This window comes from Marinobacter sp. (genome assembly GCF_052094685.1).
Lineage (GTDB): Bacteria > Pseudomonadota > Gammaproteobacteria > Pseudomonadales > Oleiphilaceae > Marinobacter.
The window spans coordinates 1-22,138 of sequence record NZ_JBQDKB010000020.1; the positions used below are offsets into that span (position 1 = coordinate 1).

General features: G+C 53.4%; 17 protein-coding genes. 7 read left to right on the plus strand and 10 right to left on the minus strand.

Features of this window, described 5'->3' with window-relative positions:
- The first annotated feature begins 175 nt into the window (after positions 1 to 175).
- On the plus strand, positions 176 to 1,231 hold the full coding sequence (gene rsgA, locus ACTH3S_RS06245; RefSeq protein WP_441808160.1) for a small ribosomal subunit biogenesis GTPase RsgA: 1,056 nt from the start codon (positions 176 to 178) through the stop codon (positions 1,229 to 1,231).
- A gap of 19 nt (positions 1,232 to 1,250) precedes the next feature.
- On the opposite strand, the gene motB is transcribed toward rsgA, so the two are convergent.
- On the minus strand, positions 1,251 to 2,210 hold the full coding sequence (gene motB, locus ACTH3S_RS06250) for a flagellar motor protein MotB (protein WP_441808161.1): 960 nt from the start codon (positions 2,208 to 2,210) through the stop codon (positions 1,251 to 1,253).
- Between the two features lie 25 nt (positions 2,211 to 2,235).
- On the minus strand, positions 2,236 to 3,087 hold the full coding sequence (motA, locus tag ACTH3S_RS06255) for a flagellar motor stator protein MotA (RefSeq protein ID WP_441808162.1): 852 nt from the start codon (positions 3,085 to 3,087) through the stop codon (positions 2,236 to 2,238).
- A gap of 199 nt (positions 3,088 to 3,286) precedes the next feature.
- On the opposite strand from motA, the gene asd reads away from it, so the two are divergent.
- Positions 3,287 to 4,144, plus strand: a complete 858-nt coding sequence (gene asd, locus ACTH3S_RS06260; protein ID WP_441808163.1) for an archaetidylserine decarboxylase — start codon at positions 3,287 to 3,289, stop codon at positions 4,142 to 4,144.
- 148 nt (positions 4,145 to 4,292) lie between these two features.
- Here the strand turns inward: asd and epmA are convergent, their stop codons facing one another.
- Together epmA and efp are read right to left on the minus strand one after the other, a co-directional pair.
- Positions 4,293 to 5,261, minus strand: a complete 969-nt coding sequence (gene epmA, locus ACTH3S_RS06265; RefSeq protein WP_441808164.1) for an EF-P lysine aminoacylase EpmA — start codon at positions 5,259 to 5,261, stop codon at positions 4,293 to 4,295.
- 7 nt (positions 5,262 to 5,268) lie between these two features.
- Positions 5,269 to 5,844, minus strand: a complete 576-nt coding sequence (efp, locus tag ACTH3S_RS06270) for an elongation factor P (RefSeq protein WP_441808165.1) — start codon at positions 5,842 to 5,844, stop codon at positions 5,269 to 5,271.
- A 45-nt stretch (positions 5,845 to 5,889) separates the two neighbouring features.
- Between efp and epmB the strand changes: the two genes are divergently transcribed.
- From epmB to ACTH3S_RS06285, 3 genes are all read left to right on the plus strand, one after another.
- Complete coding sequence (epmB, locus tag ACTH3S_RS06275; RefSeq protein WP_441808166.1) at positions 5,890 to 6,939, plus strand: EF-P beta-lysylation protein EpmB; 1,050 nt, start codon at positions 5,890 to 5,892, stop codon at positions 6,937 to 6,939.
- 226 nt (positions 6,940 to 7,165) lie between these two features.
- Positions 7,166 to 8,974: a GTPase gene (locus tag ACTH3S_RS06280; protein WP_441808167.1), complete on the plus strand. Its 1,809-nt coding sequence runs from the start codon at positions 7,166 to 7,168 to the stop codon at positions 8,972 to 8,974.
- Positions 8,975 to 9,166: 192 nt separating this feature from the next.
- On the plus strand, positions 9,167 to 11,251 hold the full coding sequence (locus ACTH3S_RS06285) for an EAL domain-containing protein (RefSeq protein WP_441808168.1): 2,085 nt from the start codon (positions 9,167 to 9,169) through the stop codon (positions 11,249 to 11,251).
- A 29-nt stretch (positions 11,252 to 11,280) separates the two neighbouring features.
- Here ACTH3S_RS06285 and serB read toward each other — a convergent pair whose 3' ends face one another.
- Both serB and parC read right to left on the minus strand, forming a co-directional pair.
- Positions 11,281 to 12,513 (minus strand): phosphoserine phosphatase SerB, encoded by a 1,233-nt coding sequence (serB, locus tag ACTH3S_RS06290; protein ID WP_441808169.1) that lies wholly within the window; start codon positions 12,511 to 12,513, stop codon positions 11,281 to 11,283.
- On the minus strand, positions 12,510 to 14,816 hold the full coding sequence (gene parC, locus ACTH3S_RS06295) for a DNA topoisomerase IV subunit A (protein ID WP_441808170.1): 2,307 nt from the start codon (positions 14,814 to 14,816) through the stop codon (positions 12,510 to 12,512). Before parC ends, serB begins: the two co-directional genes overlap by 4 nt.
- 278 nt (positions 14,817 to 15,094) lie before the next feature.
- On the opposite strand from parC, the gene ACTH3S_RS06300 reads away from it, so the two are divergent.
- On the plus strand, positions 15,095 to 15,349 hold the full coding sequence (locus ACTH3S_RS06300) for a hypothetical protein (RefSeq protein WP_441808171.1): 255 nt from the start codon (positions 15,095 to 15,097) through the stop codon (positions 15,347 to 15,349).
- On the opposite strand, the gene ACTH3S_RS06305 is transcribed toward ACTH3S_RS06300, so the two are convergent.
- Positions 15,343 to 15,924 carry a YceI family protein gene (locus tag ACTH3S_RS06305; RefSeq protein ID WP_441808172.1) on the minus strand — a complete coding sequence of 194 codons (582 nt, stop codon included), beginning with the start codon at positions 15,922 to 15,924 and terminating at the stop codon, positions 15,343 to 15,345. The two genes, ACTH3S_RS06300 and ACTH3S_RS06305, sit on opposite strands and share 7 nt — an antisense overlap.
- Positions 15,925 to 15,979: 55 nt before the next feature.
- Positions 15,980 to 16,540, minus strand: a complete 561-nt coding sequence (locus ACTH3S_RS06310) for a cytochrome b (RefSeq protein ID WP_441808173.1) — start codon at positions 16,538 to 16,540, stop codon at positions 15,980 to 15,982.
- Positions 16,541 to 17,077: 537 nt separating this feature from the next.
- Between ACTH3S_RS06310 and ACTH3S_RS06315 the strand changes: the two genes are divergently transcribed.
- Complete coding sequence (locus ACTH3S_RS06315; protein ID WP_441808174.1) at positions 17,078 to 18,373, plus strand: EAL domain-containing protein; 1,296 nt, start codon at positions 17,078 to 17,080, stop codon at positions 18,371 to 18,373.
- Here the strand turns inward: ACTH3S_RS06315 and ACTH3S_RS06320 are convergent.
- Both ACTH3S_RS06320 and parE read right to left on the minus strand, forming a co-directional pair.
- Positions 18,360 to 20,135, minus strand: a complete 1,776-nt coding sequence (locus tag ACTH3S_RS06320; protein WP_441808175.1) for an SLC13 family permease — start codon at positions 20,133 to 20,135, stop codon at positions 18,360 to 18,362. The genes ACTH3S_RS06315 and ACTH3S_RS06320 overlap by 14 nt on opposite strands.
- A gap of 100 nt (positions 20,136 to 20,235) precedes the next feature.
- Complete coding sequence (gene parE / locus ACTH3S_RS06325) at positions 20,236 to 22,131, minus strand: DNA topoisomerase IV subunit B (protein ID WP_441808176.1); 1,896 nt, start codon at positions 22,129 to 22,131, stop codon at positions 20,236 to 20,238.
- Between the last annotated feature and the right edge of the window lie 7 nt (positions 22,132 to 22,138).

Consider the following 22,138-nt stretch of genomic DNA (forward strand, 5'->3'; position numbering starts at 1 on the left):
TTGCCCCGATTATCTCATGTCGATACTGCTTGGTTAAGTCCGACAGGCTGCTAGCTTAAGTATTTTAGAAAAGCGAAGCGCCGCCCCGTAATTCGGCGTTATACCGTAAACAGCTAATGATGCAGTATGATGGCACAGCTACTACACCACTTTCATCCGTGTTATCTGAGACTTTATGGCAAAACGGCAACTGAACAAGCAGCAGCAATTCCGGATCAAGAAGGTTCAGGAGGAACGGGCGGCCCGCGCAGCTCGTAAGGAGAAGTCGGTTAAGGCGCAGGCTGAGGCCGGTGAGCTGGGGCCAGAGCAGGAAGGGCTGATTATTGCACATTATGGGCAGCAGCTTGATGTAGAAGCCTTGGAGGGTGAACACGCCGGTGAAGTAGTGCGTTGTTTTGTTCGGGCAAATATCGACAGCTTAGTGACCGGCGATCGGGTTATTTGGCGGCCTGGCAAGAGTGAGACGGGTGTAATTGTTGCTCGTTGTGAGCGTGATAATTTGCTGCAGCGGCCGGATAATTTTGGTGCCGTGAAGCCGGTGGCGGCGAATATTGATCATATTATTTTGGTGATCGCGCCGGAGCCAGAGCCCCATGACAATTTGATTGACCGGTATCTGGTGGCGTCTGAGACCACGGATATTCCGGCGGTTATTCTGTTGAATAAAACGGATTTGATCACCGACAGCAACCGGGAGCAGATTGATGCTCTATTAGCACGTTATGCGGCGTTAGGTTATGAGGTTGTTCGCACCTCGGCGGTGGAGTTTAACGGTAAACCTGCTCCGGAAGTTGAGGCGTTGGTTAAGGGTAAAACCAGTGCATTTGTAGGCCAATCGGGTGTTGGCAAGTCGTCAATTATTCAAACTCTGATGCCAGATGAGGCGATTCGGGTGGGTGCGGTATCTGAGAGCACGGGCAAAGGCGTGCACACCACGACTACCGCGAAACTGTTCCACTTACCCATGGGCGGCGATTTGATTGACTCACCAGGTATCCGGGAATTTGGTCTTTGGCATATGACGCCACTGGAAATCGAATACGGTTTTCGCGAGATTCGTGAGGTCATCGGCTACTGCAAGTTCCGCAACTGCAGGCACATGGGCGATCCCGGCTGTGCCATTGATGCGGCGGCAGTATCTGGCGCACTCAGCCCGGAACGGCGGCGTAGCTTTCACCGTATTCTTCAGGATATGGCCGAGCAGAATATGCGAGGGCTGAAAGCCAACTGATTCACTATCCCATGGCGGGCTACCAGTTCAGCTCGCCGGGTGCGGGTTCTGCTTTTTCCTGCAACCAATCGCCACTCTCCAGCTTTTCCATGGCTTCTGTTTGTTCTTCTTCAGAAGGTGCTGTGAGGTCGATCAACGGAGCGCCTTTGGCACTGGCACTGCTGTGAATGCTGTGCACGGTTTTCTTGTTGAGAACGATGATGGATATCCGGCGGTTGACCGGCGCACTGGGCTCCTTCTTATCGAACAACACAGAATCACTCAGCCCCACCACCCGCGCGATCTGCTGGGCGCGCACACCACCGGCGACCAGTGCACGGCGAGCGGTGTTGGCGCGATCTGCGGAGAGCTCCCAGTTCGTGTAACCGGGGCGGCCACCGAAGGGTGTGGCGTCTGTGTGGCCGGTTATGCTGAGCTTGTTATCAACAGAGCCAAGGGTTTTGGCCAGCTCGAACAGGATTTCCTGTGAGTAGTATTTAAGCTCCGCTTTGCCACTGTCGAACATAGGGCGGCCGGAGCGGTCGACTATCTGGATTCGCAGTCCCTCATCGGTGATATCGATCAGCAACTGGTCTTTGAACTCCTGCAGGGTTTCGTTTTCGTCAATCCGCTGTTTCAGCTCCTGAAACAGCTCTTCCATGCGCTGCCGCTCGAGCGTATCGGACAGGGTATCAACCACGTCGTCACTGATCTCGATCTGGCTTGATTCAATATCGGGACTGGCCTCGTTCACGACGGAGGCACTGCCCTCAAGATCCACCGGGTTGGGTGATCCACCCTCAGTGAAACCAACCGGGTCGCGAAAATAGCCTTCCACCGCTTGTATCTGCTCCGGCGATGCAGTCGCGGTGAGCCAGAGCACCAGAAAGAACGCCATCATCGCCGTAGCGAAGTCGGCAAAAGCCACTTTCCACGAGCCACCGTGATGGCCTGCGGCAATGACCTTTTTTCGCTTGATGATTATTGGCTGTTGTTCCACAAATCTACTCCGGGTTCAGGCTGCGCTATTTGGCGCGCACGTGATCATTCAGTTCCTGAAAACCAGGTCGCTTGTCTGTGGGTAGTGCCTTGCGGCCAAATTCGATGGCCATCTGAGGAGCCTGCCCCGAAACCGTGGCAACAATGGCAGATTTAACGCATTCGTAAGCCTTGAGCTCGTATTTTGCGGCGTGCTCCATAGCAATGGAGGTGGGACCAACAAAGCCATAGCCCATCCAGATACCTATGAATGTGCCGACCAGAGCGGCTGCAACACTAAGCCCTATACGCTCAGGCCCTTCGCTCAAAAAGTTCATGGTAATCACAATACCCAGTACCGCCGCCACAATCCCCAACCCCGGCAGGGCATCCGCAATTTTGTTCACAGCATGAGCAGGCTCTTCTAGTTCGTGTTGGCGGCTGTCAATTTCGCTTTCCATCATGCCGTCCAACTCATGGGTTGCCATGTTTCCTGCACTAATAATGCGTAGGTAGTCGGTAATAAAATCGAGCAACGCTTTCGATTTCATAATGGCTGGGTAGCGGCTGAATATCTGACTGGATTCTGGGTTGTCGATATCCTCTTCAATGGACATAACGCCCTGCTTGCGGGATTTATCAAAAATTTCGTAGAGCAGGCTTAACAAATCCATATAATAGGATTTGTTAAACGGCGAGCCCGTCAGCAGGCGCAAAATGCCGGCGAACACGTTCTTCACGGTATGCAGCGGGTTGGCAATGATAAACGAGCCTATGGCTGCGCCAAAGATGATGAGAAGCTCGGTCGGCTGCCACAGCACCATTAGGTTTCCACCATGAAGTGTATAGCCACCCAAAACGCTGGCAACAACAATAACTGAGCCAATAATAAGTAACATAGGGGAGAATATAAGCCTTTATATTGAGGTTATCGACCAGCGCCGGACACGATCACGGATTTTCTGCCCCTGATCATAGCAAGCCCCCGCTATATCCGCGAAGCCATGAAACAATTTCTATACATACCAGCGTCTGTGCAACATTCTTACAACACTATTTGGTAAACTTTGCGCCTTTGAGCCCAAAGGATCTCATTTAATGTTCGACAAGCTGTTTATTCTGAGTCAGTACGTCACTCCGCAACTTGCGGTTTCCCGCGCCGCTGGCCGTCTGGCAGACAATGATCGCTCCCCTGCGCTCAAAAACCGGGTAGTTAACTGGTTTATTAAGCGCTATGGCGTTGATATGAGCGAGGCCGCAGAGCAAGATCCGACCGCCTACTCCAGCTTTAATGCCTTTTTTACCCGGGCGCTTAAACCGGGCATTCGCCCGCTTGCCGAAGGAGAGAATACGTTTGTAAGCCCTGTAGATGGTGCCATCAGCCAGCTGGGCCAGATAACCGGGGATCGGGTATTCCAGGCCAAAGGTCAGTCGTTCAGTTTGGTAGAGCTTCTTGGTGGTGATGCCGGCCGCGCGGAGGCTTTTTCAGAGGGCGAGTTTTCGACGATTTATCTTTCGCCCAAGGATTATCACCGCATTCACATGCCTCTGGCAGGCACCCTTCGGGAGATGGTTTATGTACCCGGCAAACTGTTTTCGGTGAACCCGGTCACGGCCGAGAACGTGCCTAATCTATTCGCCCGTAATGAGCGTGTTGCGTGTATTTTCGATACTGAGGCAGGGCCGATGGCGCTGGTTCTTGTGGGCGCGATGATTGTAGGCAGCGTTGAGACAACTTGGGCTGGGGTTGTGGCTCCACATGGTGGCGGCGTGAAGGCGGTTACGTATGAAGGCGAGAGTGCTATTTCGTTTGCCAAAGGCGAGGAGATGGGGCGGTTCCGGCTGGGCTCTACTGTGGTAATGGTGATGCCTAAGGGTAGTGTTAATTGGAATGCAGAGCAGGTTGCGGGGAAGCGGGTTCGTATGGGTGAGGCTTTTGGAGCGGTTGGCGCGTAATTTTGCCGCTTTGGTGCCTGGCATTGTTGGGCACCCCTTCCCTAAACACGCTGTAAATACCTCCCTGTACGCTCGGCTCCGCCATCCATGGCTCCGCACGGTTTCGGGAAGGGGTGCCCAACAATGCCCCATAACTTCTGCTATACCTTTAGGCTCGCTCTATCGGAAACGCTAATACGTCTGCAATATCGCGGGTTCCCATTTTCAACATCAGTAAACGATCAAGCCCCAAAGCCACCCCCGCGCAGTCTGGCAAACCCTGCTCTATCGCGGCCAGAAAGGCTTCATCTACATCCATTTCCGGTTTCCCGGCGGCGTTTCGCAGACGGTTATCTGCTTCGAAGCGGGCGCGCTGTTCGGCGGCGCAGGTGAGTTCCCAGTAGCCGTTGCATAATTCCAGGCCGTCGATGTAGAGCTCGAATCTGTGTGCTACGTCGAAGCCGTCAACGTTGGAGATTCTGGCCAGGGAGGCTTGGGAGGCCGGGTATTGGGTGATGAATACCGGGGTTTCGGTGCCCAGGTTGGGTTCGACAGCGAAGCTCATTAGCAAGTCCAGGCAGCCGTCGCGGTTGAGGTCTGTTAACTGTTCAGGTTCTAGCCATTGGCGACAGCGTTGGCGCAGGTCTTCTTCGGAGATGGCAAACGGGTCTATGCTTGCCCAGTCGATCATGGCTTGGCGATAGCTTGTGATCTTTGGTCTGGGGCAATTGAGCCAGCCGCTCACCAAGTCGGAGACCTCTTCCATCAAGGCTGCATCGTCGAAACCGATTCGGTACCACTCCAGCATGGAGAATTCTGGGTTGTGGCGGCGGCCACGCTCGCCGTTGCGGAAGACTTTGGAGATCTGGTAGATGGATCCCACGTCTGCGGCTAGCAGGCGTTTCATGTGGTATTCGGGGGAGGTTTGTAGCCGGCCGCCTTCAACACCTTGGGCGCTGATCTGCGCCGATATGCCATCAAGGTTGGGGTCGGTTACGCCGCAGCGGCCGAGTACGGGAGTTTCAACTTCCAGTACATCACGCTTGGCAAAAAAACCGCGCACAAAGGTTAATTGTTGTGCGCGGTTTTTTAGAGCTGCCCGGGAGGCAGTTGGCTGCCAGTCAGGCTGATGTTTCATATTGGTATCAGCTGCTTTTTACCCGGTTTACGTATTCACCCGAACGGGTATCTACCTTGAGCACTTCGCCAATGGTGATAAACAGAGGTACGTTCACAACAGCGCCGGTAGACAAGGTTGCAGGCTTGGAGCCGCCTTGGGCGGTGTCGCCTTTCATACCTGGGTCGGTCTCAACCACTTCCAGCTCAACAAAATTGGCCGGGGTGATGGTTAAGGGCGCACCGTTGTATAGGGTTACAGTGTAAACGTCCTGCTCTTTTAGCCACTTGAGCACATCGCTAACGGCATTTGCATCGGCGGGGTACTGCTCGAAGCTTCCGTCGGTGAGCATGAAGTGCCAAAATTCACCGTCGGTGTAGAGGTATTCCATGTCCTGCTCAAGAATATCTGCCGCTTCGAGGCTTTCGCCAGACTTGAATGTGCGTTCCCACTGCCGGTTGTTCTTCAGGTTGCGCAGCTTAACGCGGTTAAACGCTTGGCCTTTACCTGGTTTTACGAATTCGTTCTCGAGCATGATACAAGGGTCGCCATCTAGCAAAACCTTGAGACCGCTGCGAAATTCGTTGCTAGAATATGAAGCCATGAAATGTCCACCTGCCAAAATGCTGTTTAAAATTCAAAGGCCGCTATGATACAGCGAAGCCCTGCCCATATAGAAGCCCAGCTTTCAGACGATGACAATCGAAGCTGGCAACAACTGCTTTCCGACTCGATAACCTCACCCCGAGAATTGTTGGCGCGGCTGGATTTGCCGGCTGATAAGTGGCTGGCTGGCGCAGAGGCGGGGCACCGGTTGTTTCAAACCCGAGTTCCCGAACCTTTTCTGGCGCGCATGGAGAGAGGAAACGCCGCAGATCCTTTGCTTCGGCAGGTACTGCCCTTAAACCTTGAAACCGGCGAGGCAGAGGGATTTGTGTCCGACCCGCTGGAAGAAGACGGTGCCATTCAAACCACAGGCTTGATTCGAAAATACCGCAGCCGTGCCCTGCTGATGGTCACAGGCCAGTGTGCGATTAACTGTCGTTATTGTTTCCGCCGGCACTTCCCCTACGACGAACAGCGCTTAGGCCCAGCCGACAGACAGCGGGTGCTGGACACACTTACGGCAAGCCCCGAAATCAATGAAGTCATTTTCAGCGGTGGAGACCCTCTGGCGGTCAATGATCAGCTGCTGTCCCAATGGGCGTCTGCTATCAGCAGCATTCCTCATATTCGCCGTATACGCCTGCACACGCGCCTGCCAGTGGTGATACCCCAGCGGGTGTGCGACTCACTGCTGGCATGGATCGCCAACACACCCGTACAGGTTGTGATGGTGTTACACATCAACCACGCAGCCGAAATTGACCACTCAACTCGCCAAGCACTGAACCAACTCCGCTCAGCGGGCGTAACCTTGCTAAATCAGAGCGTAATCCTCAGAGGAGTAAATGATAACGCGGATGCGCTGGAAAACCTGAGCGAGGCGCTGTTTGAAGCGGGTGTTCTGCCCTATTACCTTCATGCCTTTGATCCGGTTGCCGGCGCTCAGCATTTTGATGTTCCAGACGAAGAAGCCCGGCTGCTGGTTCGAGAACTGCTGTCCAGACTACCAGGGTTTCTGGTTCCGCGACTGGTTCGCGAAATTCCGGGAAAGCCTGCAAAAACGCCAATCGACCTGTTTTCAACAGGCCTGTAAGGGCGTTTAGGTCAAGCTGGCCCAATATCACATGTCAAACATTGTCAACAGGTGGTTTTCTCGCTTCCTAATACTGGCTTGCTATTTTAAAGTCCAGTACCGTCTATTTTGTAAAAATATGTATTTGCGGAGTTTTCCCGTTCAACCGGCGTACCACAGCAGTATTCGCTGTGCCGGATGAGAGAGCCCGAAATACGAAACGTTGTTTTGATATTGGCGCATATTCATGGAAGGCACGACCCTCAAACCAGATCTCCGTGTTCCTGAGCAAAAAACGGCGAGCCTGTCATTTTGCGATACAACGCCGAAGGCGTTTAAGGCATGGACTCACCAGCTTCCCATGGCCAATATTGGCGAGGTATCACGCCAGCTTTATCACGCGATCATTGAGCTTAACCAACTGTTTCTTGCGCCCCAGAACCGCCTACAGTTCCTCGACCTGATTCGTTCAAAAATTCACTTCGTTTGCAATGAGCTTTCACGACATTACTTAGGGCTTGCAGTTGCCTTACCTGAGAAACAGCGCAAAATTGCCAATTTGTCTCAGGCACTTCAACTGCATCTAGCCAGTGGCTATAAGCTATGCCTGCTAGACACGCTGGACGACGGCGGGCTTGATAAGAACCGCAAGCTAATTGCTACCGCCGTTCACCGCGCAACGTCTGAACTTGCCGCAACCATTCTGCGATCTCACCAACTCTATTGCCCGAGCCCAGCGCGCAGCTGGCTGGAATGCCACAGCATGTTCCGGTTTGCTCACCGCAACAAACTATCCAAGGTAATGGTTGAAGACCGCAGTCTGAAGCAAAGGCAAGCCAGCACCGTCGCGGACAGCTACAAACGCCTGCTACTCCTCGGGTGCGCAAGACCCAACCAGCTCAGGCAGGCAGAACTGCTCCAGGCGTATGAGTTATTTGAGTCTTGGACAGAGTATTCGAGCTGCGAGCCAAATACCGGGGAAGACAGCCTTTTCGTTGTAAACCTAGAGAGCGACAACTCTCCGGTATACAGAAGCCTGCTGGAGCACAAACCTGGCAAAGAGAGCTTCGAGTTCGACACCAGGGAACTGGCCACCATGATTGCGGAAAGCCTAGATGCCAGGCTCCGTCAGCAACCCACTCCTGACACCCTGACTATTCCGGGGAATGTGAGCGATACTCTGCTCACGCATCTCAGCCAAGCTTTGGGCATTCTGGCAAAGAGGAATTTCAACCGAATTTCCAGCCAAGGTACGCTGGAGGTCTGTGTTGGGCTGACGGCTGCACACTATTTTATTGCTGGAGAAAAGTCGTTCACTGAGTTCGTAACCGGCAATGACAACAACGCAGAAGACGACGAGAACGTCTTCATCCGAGCATCTCGCAAAAAAGAAGATGCCTGGGGCGGCGCCCACGACGCGGCTCCCAGCGATGAACACCTGCACGCTGCGGACACGCCGATCAACTTTCGCGGCAGTTTCGGGAATACACCCTCGCCTGTTAACGATAAAAACCGGCCTAGATCACACTCCGCGCTACTGGTGAACACCAGCCCTGGTGGCTACTGCGTCTCATGGGAGACGAGCGTTCCACCCTCCATGCAGGCCGGAGAGGTACTTGGAATACGCGAGCAGCGCACACACCCGTGGAGTATTGCGGTCGTTCGCTGGATTCGGCAAATTCGGAACCAAGGCACACAAATTGGCATAGAGCTATTGGCGCCCAGCGGCTCCCCCTGCGGAGTCCGTCTGATTCAAAAAGTCGGCAACAGCAGCGAATACCTTCGCGGCCTCTTACTTCCTGAGATCAGCGTGATTAACCAAGCTGCCACTGTGATTACACCCCGCCTACCGTTCCAGCCAGGCAGCCGGATCTCGATGCTGCATGATGGCCGGGAAGATCAGGGTCAGCTAACGAACAAAGTATCGTCGACCGGCAGTATCAGCCAGTTTGAGTTGAAACTGCAGAATAATACTGCAATCCCTGCCCCAGCTAGCTCTTCATCGCCGGCTGGCGCCAGTGAAGACGATTTTGATTCGCTGTGGCCATCACTCTAAGCACCTCCGGCGGACGCTCTATAAATCCGCTGGAGGCTTGTTATTAAGCCTCAACCCCTGCATCATTCAGCGATAGTGACAGTCCGGTCTCGCAGCACCCGTTCACCGTTTTCAACAAGGTACTGCATGTAAAGCAGAGCGCTTCTCTGCCATGGCCGGCCCAGCCAACCTGTTTTACGAGATGTCTTTGGAATGCAGAAACAGAACACGACCGTACACCTCCTCATTCTCGACCCCTCACAAAATGATGCCGAACCCCTGATAAGCCTGCTTAGAAATGCCGGCAAAGCCACACGGGCACATCGCATCACCTCTGAAGAGGATTTGGAAGAGGCTCTTAAAAACAGTAATTGGGATCTGTTACTGGCTCGGGATATCGAGCAGGAATTCGCAGCGGACGACGCCCTAGCCATGATTCGGCGCATGGACAAAGACATTCCGTGCCTGATCCTTACCGAGGAAGAAAACCGGGAAAGAACCGTGGCTGTTATGAAAGCCGGCGCCCAGGGTACTGTGCAGTTCGACCACAATGATCTGCTAATCCTAAAAACAAAACGCGAGCTGGTAGCACTTGAAGATCGCCGCCGCCGGCGCGCACTAGAATCTCATCTTCGTGAAGCAGAGCAACGATGCCAACTGCTTTTGGAAAGCTCCAAAGATGCCATTGCGTACATCAACGATGGCATGCATATATACGCCAACCAGTCGTACATGGAATTCTTGGGTTACGACGATATTGACGACCTAATCTGTATTCCCGTGCTAGATACGCTTACCTCTGAAAGCCAGAATGACTACAAAACGTTTATGAAGTCATTCGCCGAGAAAGGCGAAGACGGCATGACGATGAACTGCACAACAAAGCGCAGTGACGATCATGAGTTGAACGTTACCATGTCTGTCTCCGCTGCTACCTACGATGGCGAAACCTGTACCCAAATTGTGCTTCAGCCAGAACACAGCGATGCAGAACTAGAAGAGAAGCTGCGCGAGATCAGCAGCCAGGATCTTCTTACCGGGCTGTATAACCGTCAATACCTGATGACAGAGCTCGAACAAGCCATTGCCAAGGCCGGTAAAAACAACGAAACCGGTGCGTTCGCCTATATCGCGCTCGACAACTTTATGACAATGAAGGGCCAAGTGGGCATCTCTGGCGCGGACTTACTGCTAGGCGATCTGGCTAGCCTTCTAAAGAAAGAGGCCGGAGAGGATCTGATGCTGGCGCGCCTGAGTGATGACGCGTTCGGCTTACTCTGCCTTCCCTGTGACGAGAAGTCCTTAACTACTCGATGCGAGCAGGTTCGCAAAGCGGTTGATGAGCACTTATTCGACATCAATGGCCGTACGGTTCCACTGACCGTCAGCATCGGTATTGCCTCAATTACCGAGAACTCACCAAAAGCTGAAGAGCTCATGGCGCGGGCACACGTCGCGTCGTCGGAAGTACGCAAGCAAGAAGGCCAATCTCAGGGCAACGGTATCCGCGTTTATAATCCGGCGGACTATGAAACCATGGATGACAGCAGCTCCATTGAGACGATACTGAAAGCACTGGATGAGGATCGGTTCCGGCTTCTGTTCCAGCCCATCATCAACCTGCGTGGTGAGGGCGAAGAGCAATACGAAGCCTTTGTAAGAATGCTCGACAAGGATGAAAACGAGGTTTCGCCTTACGACTTTCTACCTCCAATGGGGCCCAGCGATACTGCCATCAAAATCGATCGTTGGGTTGTTCTGCAAACCATTAAGCAGTTATCCAGCCATCGCTCTAAAGGCAACGACACCCACATATTCCTCAATGTGACGGCTGAGACGCTACAGGACAAAACCTTCACCCCATGGCTGAGCGTGGCGCTGAAAGCTGCTCGCCTACCCGGCGACTCGCTGATTTTTCAGATCCGTGAGGGCGATGCGAACAACTACATGAAGCAGGCCAAGGAGTTCACCAAAGCTCTACACCAGCTGCACTGCAAGGTATCCATCGCCCAGTTCGGCTGTGCACTGAATCCGTTCAACACACTGAAGCACATTGATACGGATTACGTGAAGATTGACGGCTCCTTCACGGAAGAGGTTCAGAAGAGTGACGAAGCCAAGGAGCAGGTAAAGGAAATGGTTAAGAGCCTGCAAAGCGCTGGCAAGCTCACCATTATCCCGCTGGTAGAAAATGCGAGTGTTCTGGCCACACTCTGGCAGGCCGGCGTGAACTACATTCAGGGTTATTATCTACAGGCCCCGGCACCGGAGATGAACTACGACTTTGGCGATAACTGAGACGGGGGCTGAAACAGACAGACGCCGGCTCAAAAACCGGCGTTTTTCAGCCCCTGATTAGTCTCACTTTCGCGAAAGCCAATCAGGTAGAGAATGGCATCCAGGCCAAGCGTCGAGATCGCATGGCGGGCAGATTCCTTAACCAGTGGTTTTGCCCGGAATGCAACACCTAAGCCGGCTTGGCTCAACATGGGCAGGTCGTTGGCGCCATCACCCACAGCGATTACCTGCTCCCGGGAGATATGCTCTTTTGCAGCAATTTCCAGTAGCAATTCCGCCTTGCGCTTACCGTCTACAATCTGGCCAGAAACCTCACCGGTTACCTTGCCATCCCGGATTTCCAACTCGTTGGCGTATACGTAATCAATACCCAGCTTGCTCTGAAGGTGTCGGGCAAAGTAAGTAAAACCGCCAGAAAGAATCGCTGTACGGTAACCCAGCGCCTTAAGGCTTCGAATCAGGTGTTCGGCGCCTTCTGTCATTTTCAGGCGACCAGCAACCTTTTCCAGAACATTCTCATCCAAGCCCTTAAGCAGCGACAGGCGCTCTGCAAAACTCTGGCTAAAATCCAGCTCACCAAGCATCGCGCGCTCGGTGATCTCCGCGACCTGTTCGCCCACACCGGCTTCATCAGCAAGTTCATCGATCACTTCAGCCTCAATGAGCGTGGAATCCATATCAAAGACCACCAGACGCCGGTTGCGACGGAAAATGGAATCTTCCTGGAATGCGATGTCCACATTCATCTCACCGGCAATGTGCAGGAAATCGGCTCTCAGCTGCTCAGAATCCAACGGCGTACCGCGCACAGAAAACTCCACACAGGCAATTCCGTCACTAGACGCATTGAGTGAGGGCCTGGCAGACAGCCTGGAAATGTTGTCGATGTTCAATCCATGGCGAGCGGTAATGGCAGACACACTGGCAATCTGTTCCGCCTTGATATCACGGGACAGCAAAGTAACGATGTAACAAGCTCGATTACGGCCTTCGGCCCAGGACTGGTAGTCCTCAATAGTAATCGGGGCAAACCTGACTTGAAGATCCAAAGCGTGAAAACGGAACAGCAGGTCACGGATCACCGGTGAAGATTTCGATTCATCGGGAATTTCGATAAGAATGCCCCAAGTCAGATGGTCATGAATGACCGCCTGACCTATATCGAGAATCCGGACATCATACCGGCCCATGATGCCGGTAATTTCTGACGTGAGCCCGGGCTTATCGCGCCCGGATACGTTAATCAGTACTAACTCACTCACGGTTGCTGCTCTCCATTTTCAGTGCTGTCTTCTTCTTTTACCCGAGCGGCCGAAGGGATAACGTCAATCGCATCAACCCTCTGCAAACCGCGAGGCAGCTTATGCCCACGTCGGCCGCGCTCACCAATATAGTGTTCAAGATCGGCGAACTGTAGCCCCATTTTCCGCTTGCCTGCACGGATCTCCAGCTGGTCATCTTTAGCGAACACGGCTACAGCTACCACGTACTCTTCACGATTTTGTACTCGTGCAGAGGGGATACTGATGATTTTATTACCCTTGCCTTTACTCAGTTCAGGCAATTCGCTGAGCGGGAAAACAAGCATTCTGCCTTCGTTGGAAATCGCCCCCAAATACAGAGCATTCTCGGTACTGGGAATGATTACCGGCGGCATAATTTTCGCGCCTTTCGGCACACTAACCACGGCCTTGCCGTTGCGGTTTTTGCTGATCATGTCGTTCAGCGAGGTCACAAATCCGTACCCGCCGTCAGTCACCAGCAGCGTCTTTCGTGCCGGGTCACCCATAAGCAAACCAGAGAAACCCGCCCCTGAAGGCGGATTAATCCGGCCAGTCAGTGGCTCCCCCTGACCTCTCGCTGAAGGCAGACTGTGGGCCATTAAAGAGTAGGCCCGACCGGTGGAGTCCAAAAAAATCGTTTGCTGGTTGTTGCGACCACGGGCAGCTAACGAAAAGCTGTCGCCCGCCTTGTAGCTCAGTCCATCAGGGTCTATGTCGTGGCCTTTGGCAGCGCGCACCCAACCCTTATCAGACAGAACAACCGTAACGGGATCGTTAGAAACCAAGTCGTTCTCACTGAACGCCCGGGCTTCTCCACGCTCCACAATTGGAGAGCGACGGTCATCGCCGTATGTTTCGGCATCTTCCAGCAATTCATTCTTGATCAACTCACGCAAACGATCCTCAGAACCAAGAATAGCCTGGAGCTCGTCCCGCTCTATGGCCAGCTCATCCTGCTCACCGCGGATTTTCATTTCCTCAAGCTTGGCCAAGTGCCGCAACTTCAGCTCAAGGATGGATTCGGCCTGCTCTGCAGACAGACCGAACCGCTCCATAAAGACAGCTTTCGGCTTATCTTCTGTACGGATGATGTGAATAACTTCATCAATGTTCAGATAAGCAATCAACAAGCCTTCAAGGATGTGCAAACGTGCCAGTACTTTATCTAGCCGGTGCTGCAAACGGCGGGTGACAGTAGTGCGCCGGAACACCAGCCATTCCGTAAGCATCTGGCGTAAGCCCTTCACCCCCGGGCGGCCATCGTTACCGATAACGTTGATATTTACTCGGTAGGTTTTCTCAAGATCTGTGCTGGCAAACAGGTGGGTCATTAACCCATCGAGATCCACCCTGTTTGAACGCGGCACAATGACCAATCGGGTGGGGTTCTCGTGATCAGACTCATCACGCAGGTCCGCCACCATGGGCAGCTTTTTGGTTTGCATCTGGTGTGCAATCTGCTCAAGCACACGGTTACCAGAAACCTGGTGTGGCAAGTCTGTGACCACGATTTCACCGGTTTCGCGCACCCAGCGCGCGCGCATGCGCAGCGAACCGCGGCCAGTTTCGTACATTTGGCGCAAGTCTTTACGGGGTGTGATGATTTCTGCGTAAGTTGGGAAATCTGGGCCCTTAACATGCTCGCACAGCTGATCAACGGTTGCCTCAGGATCGTCCAACAACCGAATACAGGCGGCTGTAACCTCCCTGACGTTATGGGGCGGAATGTCGGTGGCCATGCCCACGGCAATACCGGTAGTGCCATTGAGCAGCACGTGAGGCAGTCTTGCAGGCAAAACCGAAGGCTCATCCATGGTGCCGTCAAAGTTAGGCACCCAATCCACCGTACCCTGCCCGAGTTCGCCGAGCAGTACATCCGCAAAACGTGCCAACCGGGATTCGGTGTAACGCATGGCGGCGAAAGATTTGGGGTCATCTGGCGCGCCCCAGTTACCTTGGCCGTCTACAAGCGGATAACGATAAGAAAACGGCTGCGCCATCAGCACCATGGCTTCGTAACAGGCACTGTCGCCGTGGGGGTGGAACTTACCCAGAACGTCGCCCACGGTACGGGCTGATTTCTTGTATTTGGACGTCGACTTCAAGCCCAGCTCTGACATGGCGTAGATAATGCGCCGCTGAACCGGCTTTAGCCCGTCCCCGACATTAGGAAGCGCGCGGTCAAGAATGACGTACATGGAGTAGTCGAGATAGGCTTTTTCCGTGTAGTCCCTGAGTGAAACCCGCTCAAAGCCTTCATCCGTCGTCTGAAACTCTGGCATGGATGCCTCTTTTGCCTGTATTGCCTGATGTTGAAGGAGCCCGTGATGCTACCCTTTGCGCCCGGAATAATCACGGGGCCGGTGCAGTGGGTCATTATATGGAGCACCGGGCGGATACACCAACAACCTGCGGATTTATCGACTAAAACGCTTCATCAATACCCGAGACTCTTAATTCCAATAGCGGAATTCCCGCATGGAGAGTCGGTAAGGTGCGCCGTATGCTCGTTGTCAGTGACGAATAGAAGACCGTTTTCCCTTCAAACAAGCGGAACACTATGAAACCCAATCTCAAAGCCTGCGGGCAAGCCATGGTTACGGCCATGGTGAATGCGGCATTAGCCGTCGCGCTGATGCTTCTAGTGGAATTCGCTATCAGTGGCAGCTTTCAAGTACCTGCGACTTATCTTTGGGCAGGCCTACTGATATGGCTAGTTATTTTTGCTGCTCAGTTTTGGCGCCAACGACATCTTTGCCGCTCTTGCGAGACAGCCCAAGATGTAGCTGGCGACCAGACCCACCAGATTTACTGACGGATACCTTCAACCGAAATAATCATTTCTACGGTCTCGGATGCCTCGCCGAGGCTCACCGGAATGCCAAAGTCTTCAAGACGCAGCTCAGTCTCAGCTTCAAACCCCATGCGATAACCGCCCCACGGGTCTTTCCCATGACCCAGCATCTCTACATCCAAGGTCACCTCACGGGTTACACCGCGCAGTGTGAGGTCGCCAACAATATCCGCCTCGCCTTCGTCATCAACTACCACTCGCGTACTCTTGAAACTCGCTTCCGGATACTCACCCGCGTGCAAGAAATCCTTACTACGCACGTGTTTATCGCGCTCAGCATGATTGGAATCTACGCTGGCCGTATCAATGGTTACGTTTACCGAACTGTTTTCCGGGTTTTCAGCATCGTAAACAAACTGACCATCAAAATCGTTAAAACGGCCATAGAGCCAGCTGTAACCCAAGTGAGAGATCTTGAACGTGATGAACTGGTGAGCGCCCTTGTTATCAAAAGCGTAGGTGCCGCTATGCTGATCGGCCTGAACACTTCCTACCAACGCCATAGATACGGCAGATGCCAACAACACTTTCTTCATAATATTCTCCTTTTAGTAAACAAAAACACGCCAACTTAGGGCTGCATTACGCTAATCAGTCATCCTTCCGTACCGGTACAAGCATCCGGCGCAAAGTCTCGTCGCGGTCAATCAAGTGATGCTTAAACGCACCCGCTGCGTGAATTAAGGCAAGAACAACCAGAGCCCAGGTGCTCCAGTAGTGCACCTGCCCCGCTATATCCTCAAGCCCCTTCACTTGCCCCGTCACGGAAGGCACCTCAAACCAACCAAATACGCTCACGGAGGAGCCGTCTGCGGTTGAAATCAAAAACCCACTCACCATCGCTACAAAAACCAGAACATACAACAAACCGTGAGCGACATGGGCGCTAACAATCTCCCAACGCTTATGCGCAGCAATGGAATCCGGCGATGTGGTAAAAAACCGCCAAAGCAATCTAAACACCATCAACGCAAACAACAAAACGCCAACACTGCGATGAATGTTAGGGGCTCGTTGGTACCAGCCATCGTAGTACGATAAATCGACCATCCAAAAGCCCAGAGCAAACATACCAAACACAGCCGCAGCAGCGACCCAGTGAACAACAATGGCCAGCAGTCCGTAACTGGCAGATGTACTGCTTATTTGCATAGCAATTAGGGCCTCATATTCCCTGTCAGTAATCACGCATCAAAGTATAAGAAGTCGCATTCTCAAAGGAAATCGGAATGTTTTGCCTCCCATCATCAGAAACTTTGATCATGCGGCAGCAATGCCCTATACGTTTGGCTTTGGTCGTATAGGGGTTGTACGGATTGTTGAAATTTATAAACCCGATAGACTTTCCCCATGCTTAAACGCCCCGTCGGGGGCCTCATTGACTGAGAGGACAAGACATGGAACTTGAATTCGACGAATCCGTTGTAATCCCAAGTAATAACTGATTCTTTGGCGGCCCTTCCAAGGGTCGCCAAATTTGCCCTAACAGTACACACCCCGCCAAAGATACAACCTGTTTCCGGTTTAATCATGAAACAGTGGTAATACTTCCGTTTTTTTGGCAACCTCCCCCTCTAACTATCAGTCTACTCTGGCTTTTCCCATTCTCGGCAGACACTGATTTGTGATCGTTCAAGTGCGCTCTCCCAATAGCACCTGATGCATTCGTTCAATAATTTGATACACACTATGCCGCCAGCTCTTCCGGAAACGCTGACAGACTCTGAAGTGGACCTGTTATCGCCAATGCTCCATCGAAATGGCGACTCCTGGACAGCTGAATTTCGCGGGCTCACACTGAGAACCGCTCTTCAGCCGATTTACAGCATTTCTCACAAACGAACCGTCGGCTACGAAGCTCTGATCCGGGCCCAGGATCCAGATGGCTCGAATGTGCTGCCTATACATCTTTTTGATGTGCCCACTTCCGATGAAGAGGCCCTTCTGCTTGATCGGCTCTGCCGGTACCTGCACATCCGTAACTGCAGCGGTATTCAGGACCAACTCAACTGGCTATTTCTGAACGTTTCCCCTCGAGTTGTAACCAGTGGTAGCCAGACTGATTCATTTTTCGGGAACCTGCTGGCAAAAACAAAGCTGCCACCGCACCGGATTGTTATCGAGATTGTCGAGCAACCAACCGACGATGCCGACCGCCTGCGGGAAACGGTCGCCTATTATCGGAAGCTGGGCTGTCTAACCGCCATCGACGACTTCGGCGCTGGACACTCCAATTTTGAACGCATTTGGAACCTGTCACCAGACATCGTCAAGCTAGACAGAAAACTGCTGACCCGGGCAACCGAAGATCACAAAGCTCGGCAGATACTGAACGGCATTGTTTCACTGTTGCACCAGTCCGGGTGCCTGGTTTTGCTAGAGGGCGTAGAAACCAAGGATCAGGCGATGATTGCCATTGATGCGGGTGTGGACTTTGTTCAGGGGTTCTACTTCTGCCGGCCCAGCACGGATCTGGCCCAGCTCTGCGACGCCTCTACAGACTTTGATGGGTTGCTACAGGAATACAAATCATGCCATCAGGTAACTCAGGACCCCACTCGTCAGCTGGTGGACTTTTTTTGGAAGGATTTCCAGAGGGCAACTGCGCTACTCCAAACCGGTTCTCCCATGGCCCAGGCTTGCGACGTGCTGCTAAAACACCACTCGGTGTCGCGCTGCTATCTCGCAGATAAAAACGGCGTTCAGATTGAAGACACCCTAGTATCGGACACTGGAACCCAAAGCCTAGACCCGCGCTTCAAACCGCTTGAGAGCACCAGTAAAGCAGACTGGTACCGCCAACAGTACCTTAGACAAGCGCTGACTCAACCTGGCGACCTCCACATTACCGCCCCCTACCTTTGCGTAACCGGCGCCTATATGTGCGTAACCCTCTCTCTCTGTTTCACCCACGGTGATGAACAACGGGTGCTTTGCTGCGACATTCTCGCCAACGCTTCAAGCACGGCTACTAGCCCGGCCTGATTCCGTACACCAGTGCAATTACCGCCACCGATACCAAGCCAATAAACACATTCATTGGCAGGCCCACACGCACGAAATCCCCGAACCGGTACCCACCAGGGCCGAACACCATCATATTGGTTTGATACCCAAGAGGTGTGGCAAAACTGGCCGATGCGGCCATCATCACCGCAATAACAAACGGTTCAGCCGCAACGCCCATGGTACTGGTCATAGACAACACAACCGGAATGACCAGAATAGCCGCCGCGTTGTTGGTAATAACCTCGGTGAGCACAGAAACTGAAAAATAAACCAGGAACAGAGCCAACAGTACGTGCCCCTTGCTTAGGCCCAGAATGGCACCGGCAACAAAACTTGCCGCCCCGGTCTGTTGCAGGGCCGCGCCCAACGCAAAAGACGCACCAATGGTAAGCACCACGGGCACATCAACGGACTTCTGTGCCTGGCCCACCGAGCAGCAGCCACTCAGAATCATCAGCGCTGCCCCCATCAAGGCGGCGTTCAGCATACTGAGAACACTGCAAGCGGCCAGCCCAACGAGTACGACCAGAACGCCCCAAGACAGCCAGGCACGGTCGTGCCTCGGAGCCTCAGTTTCCAGATCATTTATAAGTAGAAAGTCATTATTGTAGCGCTGACGACTTACAAACGCTGGCCGGGCTTCCAGTAACAGCACATCGCCGGGTTTAAGGCGAATGTTACCCAGATTTCCCGATACTCGGGAACCGCCCCGAGCCACTGCCAAAACAACCGCTCCGTAGCGCTCCCGGAACCGCGCGTCGCGAATCGTCAGGCCCAGCACTTCTGACTGCGGGGACAGCGCCGCCTCCATCAGGCAACGCTCTGCACGATCCTGACTCAAGCTGGGCTCGTCTGCGTGCACGGAAGGCACAATGCCATTAATCCGAAGCAGGTCGGAGATCGCCTGAGTGTCACCGGCAAACACAAGTCTATCGCCGCCGCACAGGCGCTCCTCAGACGGCACCGCCGTTACCACACTGCCATCGCGTTCAATCTCTACCAAGTAGAGATGCTCCAGCTCTCGCAGGCCCGCCTGGCCTACGGTTTTGCCAACCAATGGTCCGTCAATGGCAACAGCCACTTCCAGAGTGAACTCTCTCATGGAGCCGAATTTATGCCGATCCTCTCGGTTTGGCAGCGCCCTGGGCATAAATAATAATATGGCAGCGATACCAAGAACGGCGACTGGCAAGCCAACAGCAGTGATGGAAAAAATGGAAAGCCCGGCCTCCCCGGTCAGCTGCTGGTACTGACCATTAACAACCAGGTTGGTACTGGTGCCAATCATGGTCAGCGTGCCACCTAAAATGGCCGAGTAGCTGAGGGGAATCATAAGCTTGGAGGGAGAGATACCAATTTTTCGAGACCAAGCGTGAATGGCTGGAATCATGGTAGCCACTACGGGGGTGTTATTGAGAAACCCGCTTAACAGTGCAACTGGAAGGGTAATGCGTGTCTGAGCCGAGCGAACGGTCTTAGGGTTTCTGAGCAGGTGCCTAACCAGCAAATCAACACCACCAGAATGGTGAATACCAGCAGCCACTACGAACAGAGCCACGACGGTAATCAACCCTGTGTTGCTGAAACCCATCAGCGCCTGATCAGCGGAAATAATGCCACTGGCACTGAGCACCACGAGCACACCCATCATCACTAGGTGGGGTGCATACCGCCCTGAACTCATGAGTAACAGGGCAACGCCTGCCAGACCCAGCGCAAACCAGCCTTGCCAGTCCATTTACGATTCTTCCCGATCAGAAAACCGGAAGAATAACGAGTTTTTAGATCACTTAAAAAGAATAACGAACTATTCTTATAGACCCAAAAAGAATAAGCCGTTAACCGGCTACATCCGCCATATTGCCATAAGCTTCCAACCAAGATCTCCGGTCTGAGGCGCGCTTCTTACCCAGAAGCATATCCATGTGGCTGTCGGTTTCGTCTCCATCTTCAATGGTCAGCATAACCAGCCGACGCGTATCCGGGGCCATGGTGGTCTCACGGAGCTGAAGCGGGTTCATTTCACCCAACCCTTTAAAGCGGGTGACCGAAATCTTACCTCTGCGTTTTTCCGCTTCAAGGCGATCAATAATGCCCTGCTTTTCATGCTCGTCGAGGGCGTAGAAGGTTTCTTTGCCCAGATCCACACGGTAAAGCGGTGGCATCGCCACAAACACATGGCCGGCGGCAACAACCGGGCGGAAGTGCTTAAGGAATAGAGCGCACAGCAGCGTCGCAATGTGCAGGCCATCAGAGTCGGCGTCGGCGAGGATGCAAACCTTGTTGTAACGCAGACTGTCGAGCTTGTCCGAACTGGGGTCCACGCCTATCGCCACGGCAATGTCATGAATCTCCTGTGAGGCCAGGATTTCACTGGAATCGACCTCCCAGGTATTCAGGATTTTTCCGCGCAACGGCATGACCGCCTGGAACTCGCGATCGCGAGCCTGCTTGGCAGAACCGCCAGCAGAATCCCCTTCCACCAGAAACAACTCAGAGCGGGCGGTATCGCCGCCGGAGCAGTCTGCCAATTTTCCAGGCAAGGCTGGACCGGATGTCACCCTTTTGCGTGCCACCTTTTTGCTGGCTTTAAGCCTACGCTGGGCATTACTGATGAACAGTTCTGCCAACGCTTCGGCCACGCCAGTGTGCTGGTTCAGCCACAAACTGAAGGCATCCTTGACCACACCGGAAATAAATCCTGCTGCCTCCCGCGAGGATAAGCGTTCTTTCGTCTGGCCGGAGAACTGAGGCTCCTGCATCTTGAACGAAAGCACATAGGAAACTTTTTCCCAAATATCATCCGGAGAAAGCTTTACGCCCCGTGGCAGAAGATTACGGAACTCACAGAACTCACGCATGGCTTCCAGAAGCCCCGTCCGCAAACCGTTTACGTGGGTGCCTCCCTGAACGGTGGGAATCAGGTTCACGTAGCTTTCCATGAGCGCCTCACCGCCTTCCGGGAGCCACTGGATTGCCCAGTCAACCGCTTCCTGATTACCCGAAAAGCTGCCGGTAAACGGTTCCAGTGGCACAACTTCCAGGTCTGTCAGCGCAGAGCGCAGATAATCCCGAAGGCCTTCCTCATAGAACCACTCATCTTTTTCACCGGTTTTTTCCTGCACAAAAGTTACCGTCAAACCCGGGCAAAGCACTGCCTTTGCGCGGAGGTTATGACGCAAGCGACTGACAGAAAAATTAGGGCTATCGAAGTATTTTGCATCCGGCGTGAACTTGATTCGGGTACCGGTGTTGCGCTTACCAACCGTATCGATAACCTCCAACTCAGAAGCCTTGTCTCCATTCGCAAATGTCATGCGATGGAGTTCACCGTTGCGCTTTATCGTTACTTCAAGCAGCGTGGAAAGTGCGTTCACGACGGAAACGCCAACGCCGTGCAGGCCACCGGAGAAGTTGTAGTTACCCTGCGAAAACTTACCGCCGGCGTGGAGTCGGGTCAGGATCAATTCGACGCCAGGCAGCCCTTCCTCTTTATGGAGATCGACTGGCATACCGCGGCCATCGTCTTCAACACTCAGCGAACCATCGGCGTAAAGCACCACGTCAATACGGCGGGCGTGTCCGGCGAGGGCTTCATCCACACTGTTATCGATCACTTCCTGGGCCAGGTGGTTCGGACGACTGGTGTCGGTGTACATTCCCGGGCGCTTACGCACCGGGTCCAGGCCGCTCAGTACTTCAATGGCATCGGCGTTGTATTGTTGCTCGCTCATAAACTGG